Below are 17,736 nucleotides of genomic sequence, written 5' to 3' on the forward strand. Positions count from 1 at the left end.
ACTTAGGATTGACCTTCCAATTGCAATTCATCAAAATCCCTATTAGGGATTGAAACTTTGCAGCTTGTGCGATATAAATCGGGTATTGAATTGCAATTCATCAAAATCCCTATTAGGGATTGAAACTCCCCAGATGCCAGTGCTGCCAAAATTGATGATGATTGCAATTCATCAAAATCCCTATTAGGGATTGAAACATTATCATACAGTGGCGGTAAAGACTCCACAGCATTGCAATTCATCAAAATCCCTATTAGGGATTGAAACGCGGTAAGCAGCACAGTGCCACGGCTCGATATGAATTGCAATTCATCAAAATCCCTATTAGGGATTGAAACTGCAATTAGCAATGATGATGAGAATAAAGGGCGTTCTGATTGCAATTCATCAAAATCCCTATTAGGGAGTAAACTTAAAAGCAGTTTGAGTTTTTGCAGAGATGCGAAAATTTGGTAGGCCCATTCAATTACAGCATTAGGTGAATATGGGAAATTCCGCAGGTTTACCGTCTATTTATGCAGATAAGCCGATTGAATTGGCACCTGTTAAAGTTATTGCCTCGTTTCCTGTCAATACTTTTTTGGAAAATCTAGCGATCGCACCAGATGGCACAATCTTTGTAACTAACCACGAAGTTGGCAAGATTGTTCGCATTAGTCCAGATGGCAATCAGCAGATTCATGCTACTGTTGAGGGCAAAGTGAGTGGTCTTGCTTTCACTGCCAACGGGGGTTTGGTAGCAACAGGTTGGAATGCTGAGTCTATACCAGTAGTTTCTTTAGTCGCCAATGATGGGACAGTGGAAACCTTGCTGAAACTGCCAGATGCAATATTTCTCAATGGCATCACTCCGCTTTCTGGCACTCAATATTTGACAGCAGATTCATATCGGGGTGCAATTTGGCTGATTGATATCGCTCAACGTCATGGATCAATTTGGCTAGAACATCCTTTACTTGCTCGTAGCAATTCGGAAAATGTCACTCCGGCGGCAAATGGTTTGAAGCGTTTTGGTGATTTCCTCTACGTTTCAAATACGGAAAAAATGTTGTTGTTGCGGATTCCCGTTGATACCGCAAATCAACCAGGTGAACCGGAAATCTTTGTTGAGCAAACTAATATTGATGACTTTGCCTTTGATGTGGAAGGCAATCTTTACGGGGCGACTCACATATACAATAGTGTGGTACGAATTGCAAGCGATCGCACTACTACTATTATTGCTCAAGCTGAGGCAGGTGTAATTGGTAGCACAGCCGTGGCTTTTGGTCAAAATGAAAGCGATCGCACCGCGATTTATGTTGTCACCAATGGTGGAATGTTTTTACCTCCGCGTACAGGTGTAGTTCCTGCTAATGTTGTTCGGCTTGAGGTTGGAAAAGTTGGATATCCGAATTTTAGATTTTAAATTTTGGATTTTGAATTGAAAAGCGTTCGAGTGACTTGTACTGAGGTTTGTCGAAGTACAAGTCACTCGAAGTCCAAAATTTCAAAATGTTTTACAGAAAGCAAATTGATATTCGCTCCCCAAAAAACAAGCTACACGAAAAAATCTAAAATCTAAAATCCAAAATTGATTGAAATAACTAATGGAGATGGAACAGGACGATCAATTTGTAACCGTAGTCATTACACAAATTGTCAAACCAGGATGTGAAACTGCTTATGAGGCTTGGTTGAAAGAAATTACCAGAGTTTCTAGAACCTATATAGGTCATCTGGGAACAAATGTGATTCGTCCTCAACTTGGGGTGCGAAACGAATATGTGATCATCTTTCGGTTTGACAGTTATGAAAGTTTGAAGGTGTGGATGACATCGCGCGATCGCGAATATTGCCTGAATCAAGGTAAACATTTGGTGGAATCTGATCCTGATGTTCAACAAATCAGTGGATTAGAAGCTTGGTTTTCTCTTCCTGGTCAACCACTGAAAACTCCACCACGCTATAAAACAGCATTGCTAACTTGGGGAGCGGTATTTGTGTTGATTAATTTGTTGAATACGTTTATAACACCCCTGATTCGCGGCTTACCCCCCTTAATTATTTCGTTGATCGTTACCATTACTATGGTTTTGCTATTAACTTATGTTGTCATGCCTAGAGTTAGCCGTTTGTTCAGCTTTTGGCTATATCCTAAATCACGAAAAGTTTAGCGATTGAAATGAATTTAACCAACAGCAAACTCGGTAAATTGTCGTTTAAATGGGGAATGAAAAGCCAAAACAATATCTTTTTTGGGTATACCTCGACTAATAAGTTCATTGGCGTCAATCGCAATTTTTTCTTGATTTCGTTCAGCTGCCAAATCTTTCTCTGCACCAAGGTCGATATACATATCCAAACCACCAAAACGGAGGAAAAGCGGGTCATTAGTAATGAGCCAACCCTCTTTCTCCAAAGCGCGTCTTACAGCATCATAGAATATGTCTTTCGCTGCCATAGATTCCTAGCATTTTTTTGGTCATGCTTTGACCCGCATTTCTCACAACCAGTAGGGGCGGGTTAACAGATATGATCTATCATTCATGAATGTCTCGCTTAACCCGCCCCTACGACCTCTGCACTTCGGTTTGATAAATCTGGTGAGAAATCCAGGTTTGAGCCTAACTCTAACAAAACATTCGTATAAAGACTGATATTGTATCTATGTCAGTCTTTTTCGGTACTATAAGACTAGCTTACTCCCTACCAAACCTGACTTAAATCTAAAACAAACCCAGGTAGCAATAGTTCACCACTCAGAGTCTTAGGGTTATTCAATACTTCAACCGCAATATTAGGACGATAAATAAAAACTCGGCGTTGTTTTCTATCAATTAACCAACCAAGTTGTGTGCCATTATCAATATACTCTTGCATCTTATCTTGCAAAATTCGCAAGTTATCACTCTCAGAACGCAATTCAATCACAAACTCAGGACAAATCGGTGCAAATTTTTTTCGCAGTTCTCCTGGTATCGCTTCCCAACGTGTGGTTGAGTCGATAGATGGGTTGGTATTGTGCGTTAGTATTCGCGTAGCGTCTCCAAGAGTTGCTTTCCATTTGCGTAGTGTCTCGTAGAGTATCAGGTATAGTTAAGAACTATTATCTTTAAATAAATAAAAATACAACAGGATAAAATTTCCTCTTGGTTAGTTTAACCAATTATCTACTTTAGAACGGAGGATTAATGCTGAAAATTTGTGCAACTTTTTTGTGTGCTATCTTTCTGAGCTTTAACTTAGTCATGGGTAACGCTTGGGGAACTGGTCAATTTTCTCAAACCTGTAAAAATATTAGTGTTGATGGCTCAACCTTAACAGCTACTTGCCAAAAAGCTGATGGATATACTCCTTCTACAACTTCCATCGACTTAAATCCATATATCGCCAATCTTGATGGAACATTAGATTGGGAGGGAGATAAATTTGCTCTGACCTGCGACAATATTGGTTTAGCTGGTGCTAGCAGACTCCGTGCTGAATGCGAAACAGCTGACGGACAGACATCTCTCGGAACATACATTGATCTTAATGAACACATTACCAATATTGACGGAACTCTGAAATTTGAATAATTTTGAACCACACGGTAGGGGCAATTCATGAATTGCTCCTACTTCAACTCAATAATTCCAAAAGTTTAAGGGTGGTTTCGCAACCACCCCTTTATTCCCGTGAATATTTAGAATTTACTTGCAGCCCCCTTAATGGGAAGTTAATTTACTCAGAAATATTAATTGAACTTTCAACTTGAGAATTAGCCAATGTTGGTGCAGAGAAAATCCGCGAGTACAGACTTGATGGTTGCTGATGAGCAACAACTGGTAGAACTTGACGAGCATGGGTGGCTAATTCTACTGCCTTTACATCATAAGTCTGCGTTGCCAACTTGGGATAGAAACCAATTCCGATGATTGGCAGTAGCAAACAAGCGGTGATAAATATTTCGCGGGGTTTGACATCAGATATTACAGCATCCAAGTGCAACTCTTGATTTTGCTCACCGTAGAACACTTGACGCAGCATCGACAGTAAATAAATCGGTGTCAAAATCACGCCAACGGCTGACAATAGCACTACTACAACTTTGAAGCTAGAACTGTAAACATCACTGGTGGCGATACCGAGAAATACCATCAACTCACCCACAAAACCACTCATTCCAGGTAAGGCGAGAGAAGCCATTGAACCAATGGTAAACAGAGCAAAGGTTTTGGGCATTACCTTGGCCATACCGCCCATTTTATCCATCATCAAGGTGTGAGTGCGATCGTAAGTCACGCCGGATAGGAAGAACAAGCTAGCAGCAATCAAGCCGTGAGAAACCATCTGTAGCACTGCACCGCTGATACCTAACTCTGTGTAAGAGGCAATTCCAATCAGCACAAACCCCATGTGGGCAATTGAAGAGTAAGCCAAGCGGCGTTTGAGATTGGTTTGGGCAAAGGCGCAGCAAGCACCGTAGACAATGTTCACCACACCCAAAATCGCTAACACTGGCGCAAAAGTCACATGGGCATTAGGCAACATTTCCACATTGAAGCGGATGAGGGCATAACCACCCATTTTTAACAGCACACCAGCCAAAATCATCGAACCGGGTGCGGACGCTTCACCGTGGGCATCAGGTAGCCAAGTGTGTAAGGGGAAAATCGGTAACTTCACGCCAAAGGCAATCAAGAAACCTGCATAAACTAATAATTCCAAGGTTTTGGGATATTCTTTCATTCCCAGAGTTGCCATGTCGAAGGTGACGGTATCTCCAGAGAATGCCATTGCAAAGCCGGCAATCAAGATAAATATTGATGCGGCGGCGGTGTAAAGAATGAATTTAGTAGCTGCATAACGGCGGTTTTGTCCTCCCCAGATGGAAATCAGCAGGTAAACCGGCACTAACTCGATTTCCCACATTAGGAAGAACAACAGCAAATCTTGGGCGACAAATACACCAAGCTGGGCGCTATACATCGCTAACATCAAACCATAAAATAATCGCGGCTTGGTGGTAACTTTCCAAGCCGCGAAGATTGCGAGGGTATTTATTAAGCCTGTCAGAAGTAGTAAGGGCATCGATAAACCATCAACCCCCACAGCCCAATGCAAACCTAACTGCGGTATCCAAGGATAGTTTTCTACAAGTTGGAGTTTTGAACTCTGAAAGTCGTAGTTATGCCAAAAGGCATAAATCATCAGTGCAAAGTCGGCGATCGCAACTCCCAAACCATACCACCGCACAGTTCTACCTTCTTTGTCTGGGATTAGGGGGATGGCTAAGGCAGCCACCAAGGGTAAGAGGATTATGGCTGTTAGCCAGGGAAATTCAATAGCATTCATCACTTCTGACAATCAATTTGCTTTCTCGCTTTTAGTTACATTATATTAAGGAATTCGTACTTTTGTAACCTTTCTTGAACTCTGAAAGATTAAATTTTTGCTTCTCGACAAGAATATATACTCATTAAATGTCAGTTTTTCAGGATAAATAAGAATAAATACTTATCGGATTTTGACGTTTTCCATTTTAAATGTAAACTTTTGCAACGTCAACAAAAAACGGTAGCTAAAGTCACCATTACAAAATCGTTACCAAGCCCCTTCGGGGCGGGAACAGGGAACTCTTAACAGGGAACAGAAAAAAAATTAGCCCCGAATACAGGGTTTAAAGCCCCTAAATTTATTTATGAAAAGAGATAAAAATATTTGAAACGAGATGGCGTCAGCCACGATGTTTCAATGTGTCCTTGTACAAATCCCCTGATTTTAATTATGGGGATTTCCCTGTTGCCTGTTGCCCGTTCCCTGTTCCCTGTTGCCCGTTCCCTGTTCCCTTTTAAATTTCCTAGCACATTGCCCCGATTGTTCCAAACTTCGTAATTATCAGGTTGAATTTTTAGTGCTTGGTCGGTCGAAATGGGTCGAAAACATTGTATATCCGCTTTAAAAGTGCAAAATCTTGCGTCATGGGTTAAAGTCTCTCGATATGGACGATTTTAGCAAGAAAGGCAGAAAGCAGAAGGAATCGTGCCTTCTGCCTTCTTCACCAACTGTCTTGTGATGTCAAATGGTTATTAGACATCTCCGAAAATGAATGTAGAGACGTAGCACTGCTACGTCTCTACAAGGATTCTGGATAACGCATATTTAATTTCTGGAGATGTCTATTGAAAAAATTAATGTTAGTAAAGTATTTCTAGTTTAGAAATGCTGACATTAAACGATCCGGTTGACAATTGTCCACACTTCCCCATCTGAGCGGACATAGGGAACAGAGATTGTTTTAAACCCAGTAATGAAGGGCTTGTAATAAATCTGCCAATACATTGGACTCAGTTGATTGGCACAAGCCTTAAGAAAACGGACTTCTGCGGCCAGTTCTCCCGCTAGTTGATTAATGCGTTCAGCATGAACCTGTGCCACTTCTTTCGCCTCCTCTAGCTGCTGCTGGAGGATAAGTTGCTTTGATTCACCTTGCGATCGCACTAACTTACCTTGTTTTTGTTTGATCTGGGCTTCCAAGGCGGCGATCGCTGCATCTATGCCCTGGAGTTCAACTGATAATTGGGCATTTTCTCTGGCTTGACGGCGGTATGCTTCCACCATTGCCTGGGGTGAATCACTCTCGCCAGAGATGACATTATTAATAGTGAGTGCAGCGCGTTCTTCTAAAAGAATCTGTATTTGGGAGTTAAGCGCCGCCATTTCAGCCTGAATTTGCTCCATAAATCGACTTTTAAGTGCTGAGTAAAATAGTTATCTGATTTTTTAAAAGATTTTTGCGCCTTGGGTATCGAGAGAAAGCGATCGCACCTCGGCTGTAATTCCTTCTTCTTGCCAAGCAGCTAACATCGCCGCCTCCACTGCCTCTGAGTGTAACTTATCTGCCAAAGCTAACAGTGTTGGCCCCGCACCACTAATCACCATACCATAAGCACCAGCGCTAACAGCTGCGATGTTAAGAGCATCATAACCAGGAATCAAAGCTTTACGATATGGTTGATGCAATCTATCTTGTAGAGCAGTCTTTAACCATTGTCCGTTACCAGTTTCTAAACCGCGCAACAATAACCCCAAATGCGCCGTATTGAAAATCGCATCGGCACGACTTACCTCTGTTGGGAGAACATCCCGCGCCTCGGAAGTGGAAAGTTCAAAATCAGGAATAGCCACAATTGCGACAACATCTTTATGCCAGGGAACATCACAAATTTCCCAAGCTGTACCACTGGTAGCAGCGAGACGACATCCTCCCAACAAAGCTGGAACTACATTATCAGGATGTCCTTCCATTGCGATCGCTAACTCCATTACCTGTGACTGACTGATCGGCGTACCCTCAAGTTGATTAGCAGCAACCAAGCCAGCAACAATTGCTGTGGCCGAACTACCCAAACCCCTTGCTAACGGAACACCTAACTTAATCTCTATTTTTACAATGGGCGGCGTTTGCTCTATATGTTGATAGAACTTGACAAATGCTTGGTAGAGGAGATTGTTCTGATCAGTTTGGACTCGTTCAGCTTCCGTACCAGTAACATGAATAGTTAGCCCACCCTCTTCTAGACGAGTGAACTTGAATTGGTTGTATAGCTTTAAAGCTACACCGATGCAATCAAAACCAGGCCCCAAATTAGCAGTTGTGGCGGGAACAGTAACAGTGATACTAGAAACAACAGACATTGGTAAAACTCACTAATCATCAACCAGCATCCGGGAGCATCTCACTTTTGTAAAAATATATCTAGCCCTGGCGAATAGAATGATGCCTCCGGCACGCCAAGGGCGAACGCAGCTATACAGACAAAACCCACCTCCGTGGGCTTTAAATTCCTTGAGTCCGCGCAGGCGGACGAAAGTTTGTATAACCGCGATTTCTATTTGCCAGGTATATTTGCTTTCACTCAGATGCTTCCCCAGCATCCCACGTATTGGTGGCTCAGTAAAAATTCTACCTCTAATTGCCACGAATGATTTAGGACTGTTATAGTACAGATACACTATAAAAATTACAAATTCCAAAAAATATAATTTGCAGAATTTGTAATTTACAAGGTTTTAATAAAGGTCTTGAAAATGATTCATAAAAACCATTAGCACACATATCAAATATTAGTAACCTCTGAAAATATATGAAATTTAGAACCTTCAAATATCCTTTTGCACTCATGTTAATCAGCTTCAGTTTTTTGCAGACGGCTGATGCTCAAACTCCTGTAGCTGAAATCTCCAAGCTATCTCAAGAAGTTTCTGTACTTCGGAAACAAGGCCCAACAGGGTTACAAGTATTTCTCAAATCCCATGCCAATAACTTAAATAGCGATTCTTCAGGTACAGTTCTACCTTCCCCTGTACTCCGTGTAGCCTTAGATGAACTCTGCCAGCAACGAGACTGTTACGCCTCTCGTCTGTACTGGTACACTGATATAGAACAAGCCAAAGCTGCTGCTAGAACTAGTGGTAAACCCATTTTATCTCTACGGTTATTGGGCAGGCTGGATCAAGATTTGAGTTGTGCGAATAGTAGGTTCTTCAGAGTCGCACTGTATCCGAATGTTGAAATTTCTAAACTGCTTCAAGACCGCTTCATTTTGCACTGGCAATCAGTGCGCCCTGTACCCAAAGTAACTATTGATTTTGGCGACGGACGCAAGTTGGAGCGAACGATTACAGGCAATAGCATTCATTATATATTGGATGCATCAGGTCGTCCAATCGATGCAATTCCAGGGTTATATAGTCCCAAAGAATTTTTGCGCCAGCTACAGCAGGCTGAAATAGCAGTGAAAAGTTACAGCAAACTTACACCAAGCGATCGCGAGTCTTTTTTAAAAAAATACCATAGCGATCGCCTGAATTCAATCCAAGCCCAATGGGTTGCAGATTTATCTCGCCTAGGTATCCAGTCTCCCCCTAAGTTGGTGGAAATTCCGAAAAATCCCAGTCAGCCACCGACAGCGGCAATAGCAAGCTCTCTAGCAGTTTCTAAAATGAGAGTTGAAACGCCAATGCTAAGTGCTTTACAGTCTGATGCTGAACGGAATCAAAACGCCTTAGCGGAAATAACCGATCAAAAAGTGTGGGACAAAATCGCTCAACTCTATGCCACTGATGTCAAGCTAGATCAGAACAGCATTTCTCTAATCAGAGCTAAAAAGTCTCAATCTGCCAACACTCAGGAAGATAACTTGCCGATAATAGTAAAAAAATTTGAAGCCACAATGGCTTTAGATACAGTCAGAAATGAATACATGCTGCACAGCCAAATTCATCAATGGTTTATACAGGATAAGCAAACAAGGAGTGTGGAAGCGCTCAATGACAAAGTATACGCCCAACTATTTTTAACTCCTAGTTCTGACCCTTGGTTAGGTCTTTTCCCCAGCGACAGCTACAGCGCTATTGATAATGATGGCATTCGTTGAAGGAGGCAGGAAGGAGGCAGGGGAGGCAGGGGAAGCAGGGGAAGCAGGGCGCAATAACTGCCTTACTATAAATGTACAGGGACGCAATGTAAGGGCAATGCGATGCAAATAAGGAATTCAAAATGTACCCAAAATAATGTATATCTGATTGAAAAAGAGGCAAGGGAGCAGGGAGCAGGGGAGAAGGAACAGAAAGGGGGATTCGACCCCACCTGTTGCGTTAGCTTCCCGCAGGGTACGAGAACCACTTAACTCTTATTGGGGGACGTAAGAACATGTTCCGCTCCGCTCCACCGCAGGAGTCAGGGGTCATTTCCCCCCGCTCCCTGCCCCCTTCCCCCTGCCTCTTCGTTGAACGCATTGCCTACGACGGGCTACGCCTACGCAGCATTCAAAGCGGCTATGTACACACTTGGCAACACAACTCCATCATCGGGCTACATCTTAGCACTGGACTTAGGTACGACAGGCAACCGCGCCTTTGTGTTTAACGCAGACGGCAAGATTGTTGGGCAGGCATACAAAGAACTAACTCAGCATTATCCTCAGCCTGGATGGTTAGAACACGATCCTCAACAAATATGGCAGGATACCTGTTGGGTGATGCAAACTGCAATTGAGAATGCCCAAATTGCTCCATCAGCGATCGCAGCCTTGGGACTAACTGTACAGCGTGAAACCTGTTTAATTTGGGACAAAACTACTGGTAAACCACTCCATAGAGCGATCGTCTGGCAAGATCGCCGCACTGCTCCCCTTTGCCACCAGTTACAACAGCAAGGCTACGCTGAAGAAATTTACGATCGCACTGGATTAATTATCGATGCTTATTTTTCTGCTACCAAGCTCAGATGGCTCTTAGACAAGTTTACCGATGTTAACCTGAAGAATGTCTTAGTCGGCACTATTGATACCTGGGTGTTGTGGAACCTCACAGGTGGGAAAGTCCATGCTACTGACCACAGCAACGCCAGTCGTACAATGCTAATGAATCTCAAAACCTGTGAATGGGATGAAGTTTTATTGGATCTGTTTCAAATTCCGGTTCATATTTTGCCCCAGATTCAGCCCAGTTTAGGAGTATTTGGAGTTACTGATAGTAACTTGTTGGGCGTTGAAATTCCCATTGCTGCCATTTTGGGAGATCAGCAAGCTGCTCTATTTGGTCATGGCTGCGATCGCCCCAGTTTGATGAAATGTACTTACGGAACTGGTAGCTTTTTGGTTGCTCACACAGGTGATCAAATTGTGCAATCGCACCATCAACTTATTTCTACCATTGCCTGGACACAAAGAAAGCCAAACGGAAATTTAGATGTAGGCTATGCTCTAGAAGGCAGTATGTTTACTAGTGGAGCTTGTATCCAATGGTTGCGCGATCGCCTCAAACTGATTAAAACCGCTGCTGAAACTGAAGCGATGGCAAATCAGGTAAAAGATAATGGCGGAGTATATTTTGTGCCTGCATTTAGTGGATTGGGTGCCCCTTACTGGGATATGAGCGCGAGGGGAGCCTTTTTTGGCATTACCGCCAGCGTACAACCAGAGCATCTAGTTCGCGCCGTACTGGAAGCGATCGCCTATCAAGTTCTGGAGGTGGTGCAAGCGATAAATGCATCTAGCAGTACTCCAGTTGGTCGATTAACCGTAGATGGTGGTGCTTGCGAGAACAATTTCCTGATGCAGTTTCAGGCTGATGTGTTAGGTATTCCAGTTGAACGTCCGATCATGCGTGATACGACCGTTCAGGGTGCAGCATTTGCAGCAGGTTTAGCTGTAGGATTTTGGGAGAGCTATGAAGAACTGGTGGGACAACGACAGATTGAGTATGTGTTTGAGCCAAAGAGCGATTTTCCCTTATCCAACTTTGCTACTTGGAAAAAAGCTGTGAAACGTACTCTCGCTTGGGAGGATTAGCCTAGACTTAATGTCGTTGGCACAGCCTCTCCTATTCACGTCAGCGTCCACCAGTCACACAGAATTCAATTCGGAATTCTGGCTTCTAATTTCTGAATTCTTTCTTGTTAAAACGTTAAATAACTAGACATCTAAAGAATTGGCGTAGGGACAATACTCTGCGGGAAGCCGCTTGGCGTCTACATGAATTGTCCCTACAAAGGGTTTCAGGTAATGCATTATTTAATTTTGGGAGATGTTTACTGATTTTGATAAATGCTGATATGAGCCATCTAACATAGACGATATCAACATTTGTTCAAAGACTTTAGAAAGAGCAGTTTGAAAACGCTGACGATGCTTGAGTTTAAAAAAAGGTCGGACTATTTCTGCAATCGCACCGTTGCCTTCTCTATTATCAATAACTCGAATTGCCCGCAGAGTTCCCAACTGGATTTCTTTTTTTACCATCAACTCAGAAATTCCAGTTGCACCGACGCCATTTTCAATTGCAGCTTTTGCCATCTCGCCACTGGTAAATACTAAAATTATATTCAGTTCACTGAGGTTGATCCCCCAATTTTGCAACGCTTCCTCAAACCTTTGCTGTGTTCCCGATTCCCGCACCCGCATCACCCAAGGAGTTTGAGTTAGTTGGCTTAAATCAACTTCTCCCCACTCAAACCAAGGGTGTTTTTGACCAACCACAATTTGCAAGCGATCGCTCCCCACTATTTCGTACTCCAGAGTATTCTGAAGCGCTGGCTTCACATCTCCTTCCACCAAACCTAAATCAAACTGTCCCATCGCTGTACCGACACAAATCGTTTCGGCATTGGCAAGGGTGCAGTCAATCTGGATACCAGGATATTGGCTCTTAAACTCACTAATCTTACTTGGTAGCCAGTAGTTGCCAATTGTCAGACTCGTCCCTAATTTCAATTCACCTCGTTGCAGATTGTTCAATTCTCGCAATCCCCTTTCAGTCAAGGAAACTTGATCGAGAATTTTCTGCGCTTCTACTTGCAGTAATTTACCCGCCTCAGCAATCTCGATATGGCGACCAATCCGATGGAACAGTTTCACACCGTATTCTTGCTCTAAGTTGTGAATCGCTGCACTGACGGCAGGTTGTGTAATATAAAGTTCCTCGGCTGCGCGAGTAAAGTGTAAGTGTTGCGCCACAGCTAGAAAGATTTTTAACTGCTCAAGCGTCATTCCTGCCATTTATGGTATCCCTACAACTTGGTGTCAAAATTTTAATCACTTTCATTTATCATTTTGACAAATAAAAGCATTTGATTCTATCGGTTAATTTGACTAAAGTATAAATCAAGGCTTCGGCACGGACTCAAACGGCCAAGTAGAGAGCAGGGGGAGTAGGGGGAGATGAGGGAGATGAGGGAGAATAACCAATGCCCAAATGCCCCAAGCCCAATGCCCAATGCCCAAGCATCAAAATAAGGATTTCCAAAAATGAGCGATTTAGTAACTGCAATTACCACAGGGATTACCGCATTCACTGCCACCAACATCGATGATATTGTCATTCTGACGTTGCTTTTTTCACAAATAAGTAAAACGTTCCGTAGTCGTCATATCCTGGCTGGTCAGTATCTCGGTTTTGCAGCATTGATCGTTGCTAGCCTTCCTGGTTTCTTCGGTGGACTCATCATACCGCAGGACTGGATTAGACTACTTGGCTTAATGCCAATAATCATTGGTGTAAGCAGTTTACTAAAAGGCGAAGAGGATTCAGCAGAGGAAACCGAAGAAGAAACTGAGCCGTCTTGTCCTTCTATAATTAGCAATTTTCTCTCTCCACAAACTTGCAATGTAGCCGCGATCGCCTTTGCTAATGGCAGTGATAATATCAGCGTCTATGTGCCTTTGTTTGCCAACTCAGAATTAGATAGTCTGCTGGTAATACTAGGTGTATTTTTTACAATGGTTGGTGTATGGTGTTATACCGCTTATAAGTTAACCTACTTGCCTGCGATCGCCAACTTTTTAACTGAAAATGGTAACACTTTTGTACCTTGTATCTTGATTGGTTTGGGCGTGTTTATTGTCACCGAAAATGTTACTTGGACTCTTTTATCTGTAGTTTCTAGTTATATATTCTCATTGATTTTAGGCTTCAATACTCAACAGTCGAGTGAAGAGCAAGAAAAGTTAAGTGTCTAAATAAATCTAAAACTGCAAAATATCTTACCCATCAACAGGAATGAAAACATGAAAATCTGGAAATCTCTGCTAATTCTCTTAATAATTATCGCCAATCTTGCCTTTGTTCAACCTTCTTTTGCTGATAGACCAAAATTTAGCAAAAACCCTGATTACATCGAAGTCACGAAAGCAATTAATGAATTGACTCAGGCAAAAGAAGCCCAAACTCAAGTAGAAGGCGTCACCCCGGAAGAAATTCAGCAGAAAATCGATGATTTAGCATTCCAAAAATATGCTTTAGAGACGGGAATCAACTGGGGTCAATGCGAAAACAAAACAGGTAATACCGTAGCAGTCTATGGTAAAGTCCCAAATGGCGAAGAGAATGAAGATGCCGTATACGACAACGGTCTCTATTTTCTCGCTGATGGTCAGTCCACTAAAAATAACTGGGATTGTGATGGTTTCTATCTCCCAAATGATGTCATAATTGCAGGTTTAACCGCAGACGGACAAGCTCAAGAATTTACAGAGCCAGTAGCTATTAAGATACCTGATGGTAGCAAGTTAGCGATTCAGACTAATCCAGATAATGCTGCAATTGAAATCAATGTTCCTAATGCTCAAATTGTCAAAGCTAATGAGGTTAACTGGTTTATCCCGAATGTATCACAGTCTCTAATAGATACACGCGTTCCCAATGCACCTACCATGAAGTCTTAAATCATTGAACACTAAACAGTTACTAAGCGTATGATAGGTGATTTAGACTGTAAATGTTTATAGATTATTCTCAATTTCAACAGGGTAACAGCCAATTTCAGAGAAAAAACAGGACAAATACTGGTGAAAAATCTCTCTGATCTTGGCTGTTTTTTTATGACCTCTGATTACTGACAGTTGCTCTGTACCATCAATTACGAATTCCGAATAGACATCTGGTGAAAATGAATGTAGAGACGTAGCACTGCTACGTCTCTACAAGGATTCTGGATAACGCATATTTAATTTCTGGAGATGTCTAATTATTCAGTCAGGCTTGTTTTCTTTCGATATCTGCATTAAAATAAATTTTGAAAAAAATGTACAATCACAACAGGCATATTTCAGTAGCGCAAATATTGCGCTCTGTGCGAGTTATTTGGAAAGAGATTTCCTACTACCTTCGCATTTTTTTGATAAGAGCCGCTTTGGGGATAAGGGTGTTATTGATGCAGTTAAAATTGAAACCTACAGAAGAAGATAAAGAGAAAAAAAAGCCAGGAAGACTGAATCCGTCCAGAGTGCGAGATCATTTGGCAAATGAGCGTACCTACCTCGCTTGGATGCGGACAGGGATTGCTCTTTTGGGTTTTGGCGTGGTTATCGTGCGTTTGCGTGCCTTCCAAGTACCTTTAGTACCCCGTCCAGGTAACGGCTGGAAGTTAGGTTTAGTCTTCTCGCTAGTGGGTTTACTGACAGTCTGGCTCTCAACGTCACACTATTTCGCTGTCCGTCGTGATATCGAAGAAGATACTTATGAGCCAACAGACCGTTGGGTATTGCTGTTCAGTCTGGCTGTGATGATTCTCGGAACTGGGGTAATCTATTTTGTTTTTACAACTTCTTTAGATCCCATGAGTCCACTTATCCCTGAGTAATACAGCAGAATTCAGAATTCAGAATGGGCTACGCCCCCCTGCGCTAACAGAATTCAAGAGTAAAACACGCTTTATACTTGGGTAATAGACTTAGCTTGTGTACCTCACCAATTTGAAATCTGCTGTAAGATTTTTAAAATCGGATCTTATACAACTCGAATAATTCCCCTGATTTCTGCGTCACTATTTTAGCACCAGCCGCTTTAATGGTTTTTTCCCACTTAGCCAAAGGCTCTAAAAACACTTCAGCACCTAAATAGGTTTCTAGAACTGCCCAATCTTCTGCTAAGGGCTGTTCTGGGTTGAGAACGTCAAACACAAAATGTCCGCCTGGTTTTAATACCCGCTTGACTTCTGCTAGTACAGCATCCCAATATTCGAGTGGAAAATAGCAGCTAAATCCTGTGGCGATCGCAATGTCAAATTCCTCTGGTGAGTAGTTTAACTGATGAGCGGCTCCCAACTCAACACCTTTGAACAGCTTAGAATTCAACTGCGGCCCACGGGAATTAAGGGTATCCCGTGCCACATTACTGATTTCTTGCCCGTGAAAAAATGCTTGCCAATCCCGCCAAGGATAAATTAAAAAGCTGATCCCACAGCCAATATCTATACAGTGCTGGTTTTTTTGAGGTTTAGCAATTTCCCAGAAAGGTGAAGCAATTCTCCCTGAGAAACTCCCAGCAATCCACTCGCGGAATATCGGCATCGCTTGTACTTCTTCTGGGAGTTCAAAGGTTTCACGTTGATACTCGCGGTTAAAGCGATAGGCTATTTGGGCTAATCTTTCGTCCCAGTTGCTTGATTTGGGTGAACTAAAGAGATTTTGGAACTGAGAATCGGACTTTTTAGACATTTAGGTTTTTACTACTCTTTCTAAGGATTGTAGTCAAATTCACAAGAGACAGGGGGAAGATAGAGTTTCCCCGAATTTGTCACGCTTTTGGGTGGGGAGGTGTGGGAGGTGTGGGAGGTGCTGCGTTGCACAAAGCGCTCGATATGAAGCGCAGTGTCTCAATTCCTCCTCATTCTCCCCACACTCCCCACACCCCTAAAACATTGGTTTGGCGTTGCTTTCCCCCCCTGAAATAAATTTCGGGCTAAGAGCTTGGGTCCGTTTCAACGGACCCAAATCAGAGTAATGAGGAATGATGGGTTAGACCCCAATACTGCGTAGGTTTTGGAATTTCTTGGTTGAGGCAAGCTGTTCAATAGCCGGGGGAGAAATGGAGGCTGGCGTTGAGTTTTGCTTCCCCTGCTTATCCGAGCAGTATTGGGTTAGACCCCCTATTAATTCGCCAACAGAGTCATGGAATTCGCGGCTACACTGGCATTGTCCGCCTCTGCGGACTAAGGTCAAATCAAGGTTTTGAAACCCACCTCCGTGGGTTTTGTTTGTGTAGACGCGGTTTCTAACCGCCCGTTTCGCGTTAAGTTGACACTAATGGCAAGATGCCCACCCCACAAGAGTTATGTTTAATTCGATTATGCAAATTAGATGTTTTTTAGCTTATCAAAAACCTACTAACACAAGCTGATGGCAAAACTATTCAAGCTTTTCATACCAGATACCTACTTTCTCAAAAGCACCATAAGCAAGCTTCAAAAAATTCACCACTCTCTGTTTGCCAATTATCCCAAATTCTTTATACTCTCTAGCTTCTGCAAACGTTAGGCGATTTTGGTCAATTATGTTTCTTTCTCTATATGCTAACTTCGGAAAATCCATAACTCTTATCTGATATTTATTGACTATGTTCTGAAAGTTGGAGTCTGACTCTAGATGCTCCCAATCATCACACAGCCCTAAATTCTTCACCAGAATATGGGGGATTTTATCACCGTAGGTATTCACTGACTGAGTAAATAGGTTGATGCTGTCATATCCTCCTGTGGATACAAACCATTTGCAAAACGTCACTCCCTGCGAACTTCCTAGTTCAATTAATTGATTAGATTCAATCCACCCTTGTACTGCTCTATGGGATTGTGCAGCTAAATTCACAATTACTGGCTTCTCTATCGCCCACTCAAATATTCTATCTGCCTTATTTGACTGTCGTTCATTTTCACTAAAAACGGCATATTTACATATCTCCTTATATACTCCCGCAACATCTGGATTCGATCTATCTGTCTCCACTGGTACGAACGGGATTTTCTTATCCAGGCAGTACTGAATCATTGTCCTGGTAAAGAGAGATTTTCCTACCCCGCCTTTTTCACCATCCACAAAATGAATCGTCGGCATTACAGCCACCTCTAATAATTATTAAAGTCTGATACATCTTTCCCAAACTAAGAACTTTTTGGACATTGCCGCCCAGTTGTTTTGTTGGTTTTATGAGAAAGTATAACCGTGATTTAGATATAGTTTTAATAATGCTTGCTCTGAAGTCTTCGGATGTTTTGCTACAGCCGTTTGAATTTCGCTACAGGTATGGTTTGCAAGCAAATTGAGTGCTTCTGTTGGAGTAAAAGGATTTTCAAAGTAGTACTTTTTTACTACAAAAGGGATACATACAATTTATGTCCCTGGTTTACCTCACCCTCAATCCCTCTCCGATATATTGGAGAGGGAAGCTAGAAACAGGATGAAGTTTTGCATCTTATTTAACATGTCGCGT

15 protein-coding genes, 1 pseudogene and 1 CRISPR repeat array (1 of these 17 running past the window's edge) are annotated in these 17,736 nt (G+C 42.4%); of the genes and pseudogenes, 8 read left to right on the forward strand and 8 right to left on the reverse strand.

Annotation, left to right across the window (positions count from 1 at the left end; genetic code table 11):
• A CRISPR array of direct repeats spans positions 1 to 413; the repeat unit is 37 nt; unit sequence ATTGCAATTCATCAAAATCCCTATTAGGGATTGAAAC; it begins 123 nt to the left of the window's first position.
• Between the two features lie 71 nt (positions 414 to 484).
• Together V7K67_RS32655 and V7K67_RS32660 are read left to right on the forward strand one after the other, a co-directional pair.
• The gene (locus V7K67_RS32655; protein WP_335170138.1) at positions 485 to 1,408 is read left to right on the forward strand and encodes an SMP-30/gluconolactonase/LRE family protein; all 924 of its coding nucleotides are present in this window, start codon (positions 485 to 487) and stop codon (positions 1,406 to 1,408) included.
• Positions 1,409 to 1,595: 187 nt separating this feature from the next.
• Positions 1,596 to 2,156 carry an antibiotic biosynthesis monooxygenase gene (locus V7K67_RS32660; protein WP_334733684.1) on the forward strand — a complete coding sequence of 187 codons (561 nt, stop codon included), beginning with the start codon at positions 1,596 to 1,598 and terminating at the stop codon, positions 2,154 to 2,156.
• 14 nt (positions 2,157 to 2,170) lie between these two features.
• Here the strand turns inward: V7K67_RS32660 and V7K67_RS32665 are convergent, their stop codons facing one another.
• Both V7K67_RS32665 and V7K67_RS32670 read right to left on the reverse strand, forming a co-directional pair.
• Positions 2,171 to 2,443 carry an element excision factor XisH family protein gene (locus V7K67_RS32665; protein ID WP_335170140.1) on the reverse strand — a complete coding sequence of 91 codons (273 nt, stop codon included), beginning with the start codon at positions 2,441 to 2,443 and terminating at the stop codon, positions 2,171 to 2,173.
• Positions 2,444 to 2,688: 245 nt separating this feature from the next.
• A pseudogene (locus V7K67_RS32670) lies at positions 2,689 to 2,976 on the reverse strand (Uma2 family endonuclease); the annotation flags it as partial.
• 197 nt (positions 2,977 to 3,173) lie between these two features.
• On the opposite strand from V7K67_RS32670, the gene V7K67_RS32675 reads away from it, so the two are divergent.
• The gene (locus tag V7K67_RS32675) at positions 3,174 to 3,560 is read left to right on the forward strand and encodes a CVNH domain-containing protein (protein ID WP_334705786.1); all 387 of its coding nucleotides are present in this window, start codon (positions 3,174 to 3,176) and stop codon (positions 3,558 to 3,560) included.
• Positions 3,561 to 3,705: 145 nt separating this feature from the next.
• On the opposite strand, the gene V7K67_RS32680 is transcribed toward V7K67_RS32675, so the two are convergent.
• The 3 genes from V7K67_RS32680 to thrB all read right to left on the reverse strand — a co-directional run bounded on the left by V7K67_RS32680 (position 3,706) and on the right by thrB (position 7,662).
• A complete protein-coding gene (locus V7K67_RS32680; RefSeq protein WP_334733680.1) occupies positions 3,706 to 5,319 on the reverse strand; it encodes an NAD(P)H-quinone oxidoreductase subunit 4 in 1,614 nt (537 codons plus the stop codon).
• An 876-nt stretch (positions 5,320 to 6,195) separates the two neighbouring features.
• Positions 6,196 to 6,705 carry a hypothetical protein gene (locus V7K67_RS32685; RefSeq protein WP_334733679.1) on the reverse strand — a complete coding sequence of 170 codons (510 nt, stop codon included), beginning with the start codon at positions 6,703 to 6,705 and terminating at the stop codon, positions 6,196 to 6,198.
• A gap of 42 nt (positions 6,706 to 6,747) precedes the next feature.
• Positions 6,748 to 7,662 (reverse strand): homoserine kinase, encoded by a 915-nt coding sequence (gene thrB, locus V7K67_RS32690; protein WP_334733678.1) that lies wholly within the window; start codon positions 7,660 to 7,662, stop codon positions 6,748 to 6,750.
• A 449-nt stretch (positions 7,663 to 8,111) separates the two neighbouring features.
• Here thrB and V7K67_RS32695 point away from each other — a divergent pair, with 449 nt between their 5' ends.
• Positions 8,112 to 9,404 carry a hypothetical protein gene (locus V7K67_RS32695; RefSeq protein WP_334733677.1) on the forward strand — a complete coding sequence of 431 codons (1,293 nt, stop codon included), beginning with the start codon at positions 8,112 to 8,114 and terminating at the stop codon, positions 9,402 to 9,404.
• Between the two features lie 402 nt (positions 9,405 to 9,806).
• Positions 9,807 to 11,321, forward strand: a complete 1,515-nt coding sequence (gene glpK, locus V7K67_RS32700; RefSeq protein ID WP_334733697.1) for a glycerol kinase GlpK — start codon at positions 9,807 to 9,809, stop codon at positions 11,319 to 11,321.
• Positions 11,322 to 11,543: 222 nt separating this feature from the next.
• Here the strand turns inward: glpK and V7K67_RS32705 are convergent, their stop codons facing one another.
• On the reverse strand, positions 11,544 to 12,527 hold the full coding sequence (locus V7K67_RS32705) for a LysR substrate-binding domain-containing protein (RefSeq protein ID WP_334733676.1): 984 nt from the start codon (positions 12,525 to 12,527) through the stop codon (positions 11,544 to 11,546).
• Between the two features lie 249 nt (positions 12,528 to 12,776).
• On the opposite strand from V7K67_RS32705, the gene V7K67_RS32710 reads away from it, so the two are divergent.
• The 3 genes from V7K67_RS32710 (at position 12,777) to V7K67_RS32720 (ending at position 15,109) form a co-directional block, all read left to right on the forward strand.
• The gene (locus V7K67_RS32710; RefSeq protein ID WP_334733675.1) at positions 12,777 to 13,487 is read left to right on the forward strand and encodes a cadmium resistance transporter; all 711 of its coding nucleotides are present in this window, start codon (positions 12,777 to 12,779) and stop codon (positions 13,485 to 13,487) included.
• 48 nt (positions 13,488 to 13,535) lie between these two features.
• A complete protein-coding gene (locus tag V7K67_RS32715) occupies positions 13,536 to 14,192 on the forward strand; it encodes a hypothetical protein (protein ID WP_334733674.1) in 657 nt (218 codons plus the stop codon).
• Between the two features lie 488 nt (positions 14,193 to 14,680).
• On the forward strand, positions 14,681 to 15,109 hold the full coding sequence (locus V7K67_RS32720) for a YidH family protein (protein ID WP_334733673.1): 429 nt from the start codon (positions 14,681 to 14,683) through the stop codon (positions 15,107 to 15,109).
• Positions 15,110 to 15,242: 133 nt separating this feature from the next.
• Here the strand turns inward: V7K67_RS32720 and V7K67_RS32725 are convergent, their stop codons facing one another.
• Complete coding sequence (locus tag V7K67_RS32725; protein ID WP_334733672.1) at positions 15,243 to 15,965, reverse strand: class I SAM-dependent methyltransferase; 723 nt, start codon at positions 15,963 to 15,965, stop codon at positions 15,243 to 15,245.
• 690 nt (positions 15,966 to 16,655) lie between these two features.
• Entirely contained in the window at positions 16,656 to 17,360 is a 705-nt protein-coding gene (locus V7K67_RS32730) for a mobilization protein (protein ID WP_179063605.1), read from the reverse strand.
• Positions 17,361 to 17,736: the final 376 nt, after the last annotated feature.

It is taken from the genome of Nostoc sp., assembly GCF_036917155.1.
In the GTDB taxonomy this organism is placed as follows: Bacteria; Cyanobacteriota; Cyanobacteriia; order Cyanobacteriales; family Nostocaceae; genus Nostoc.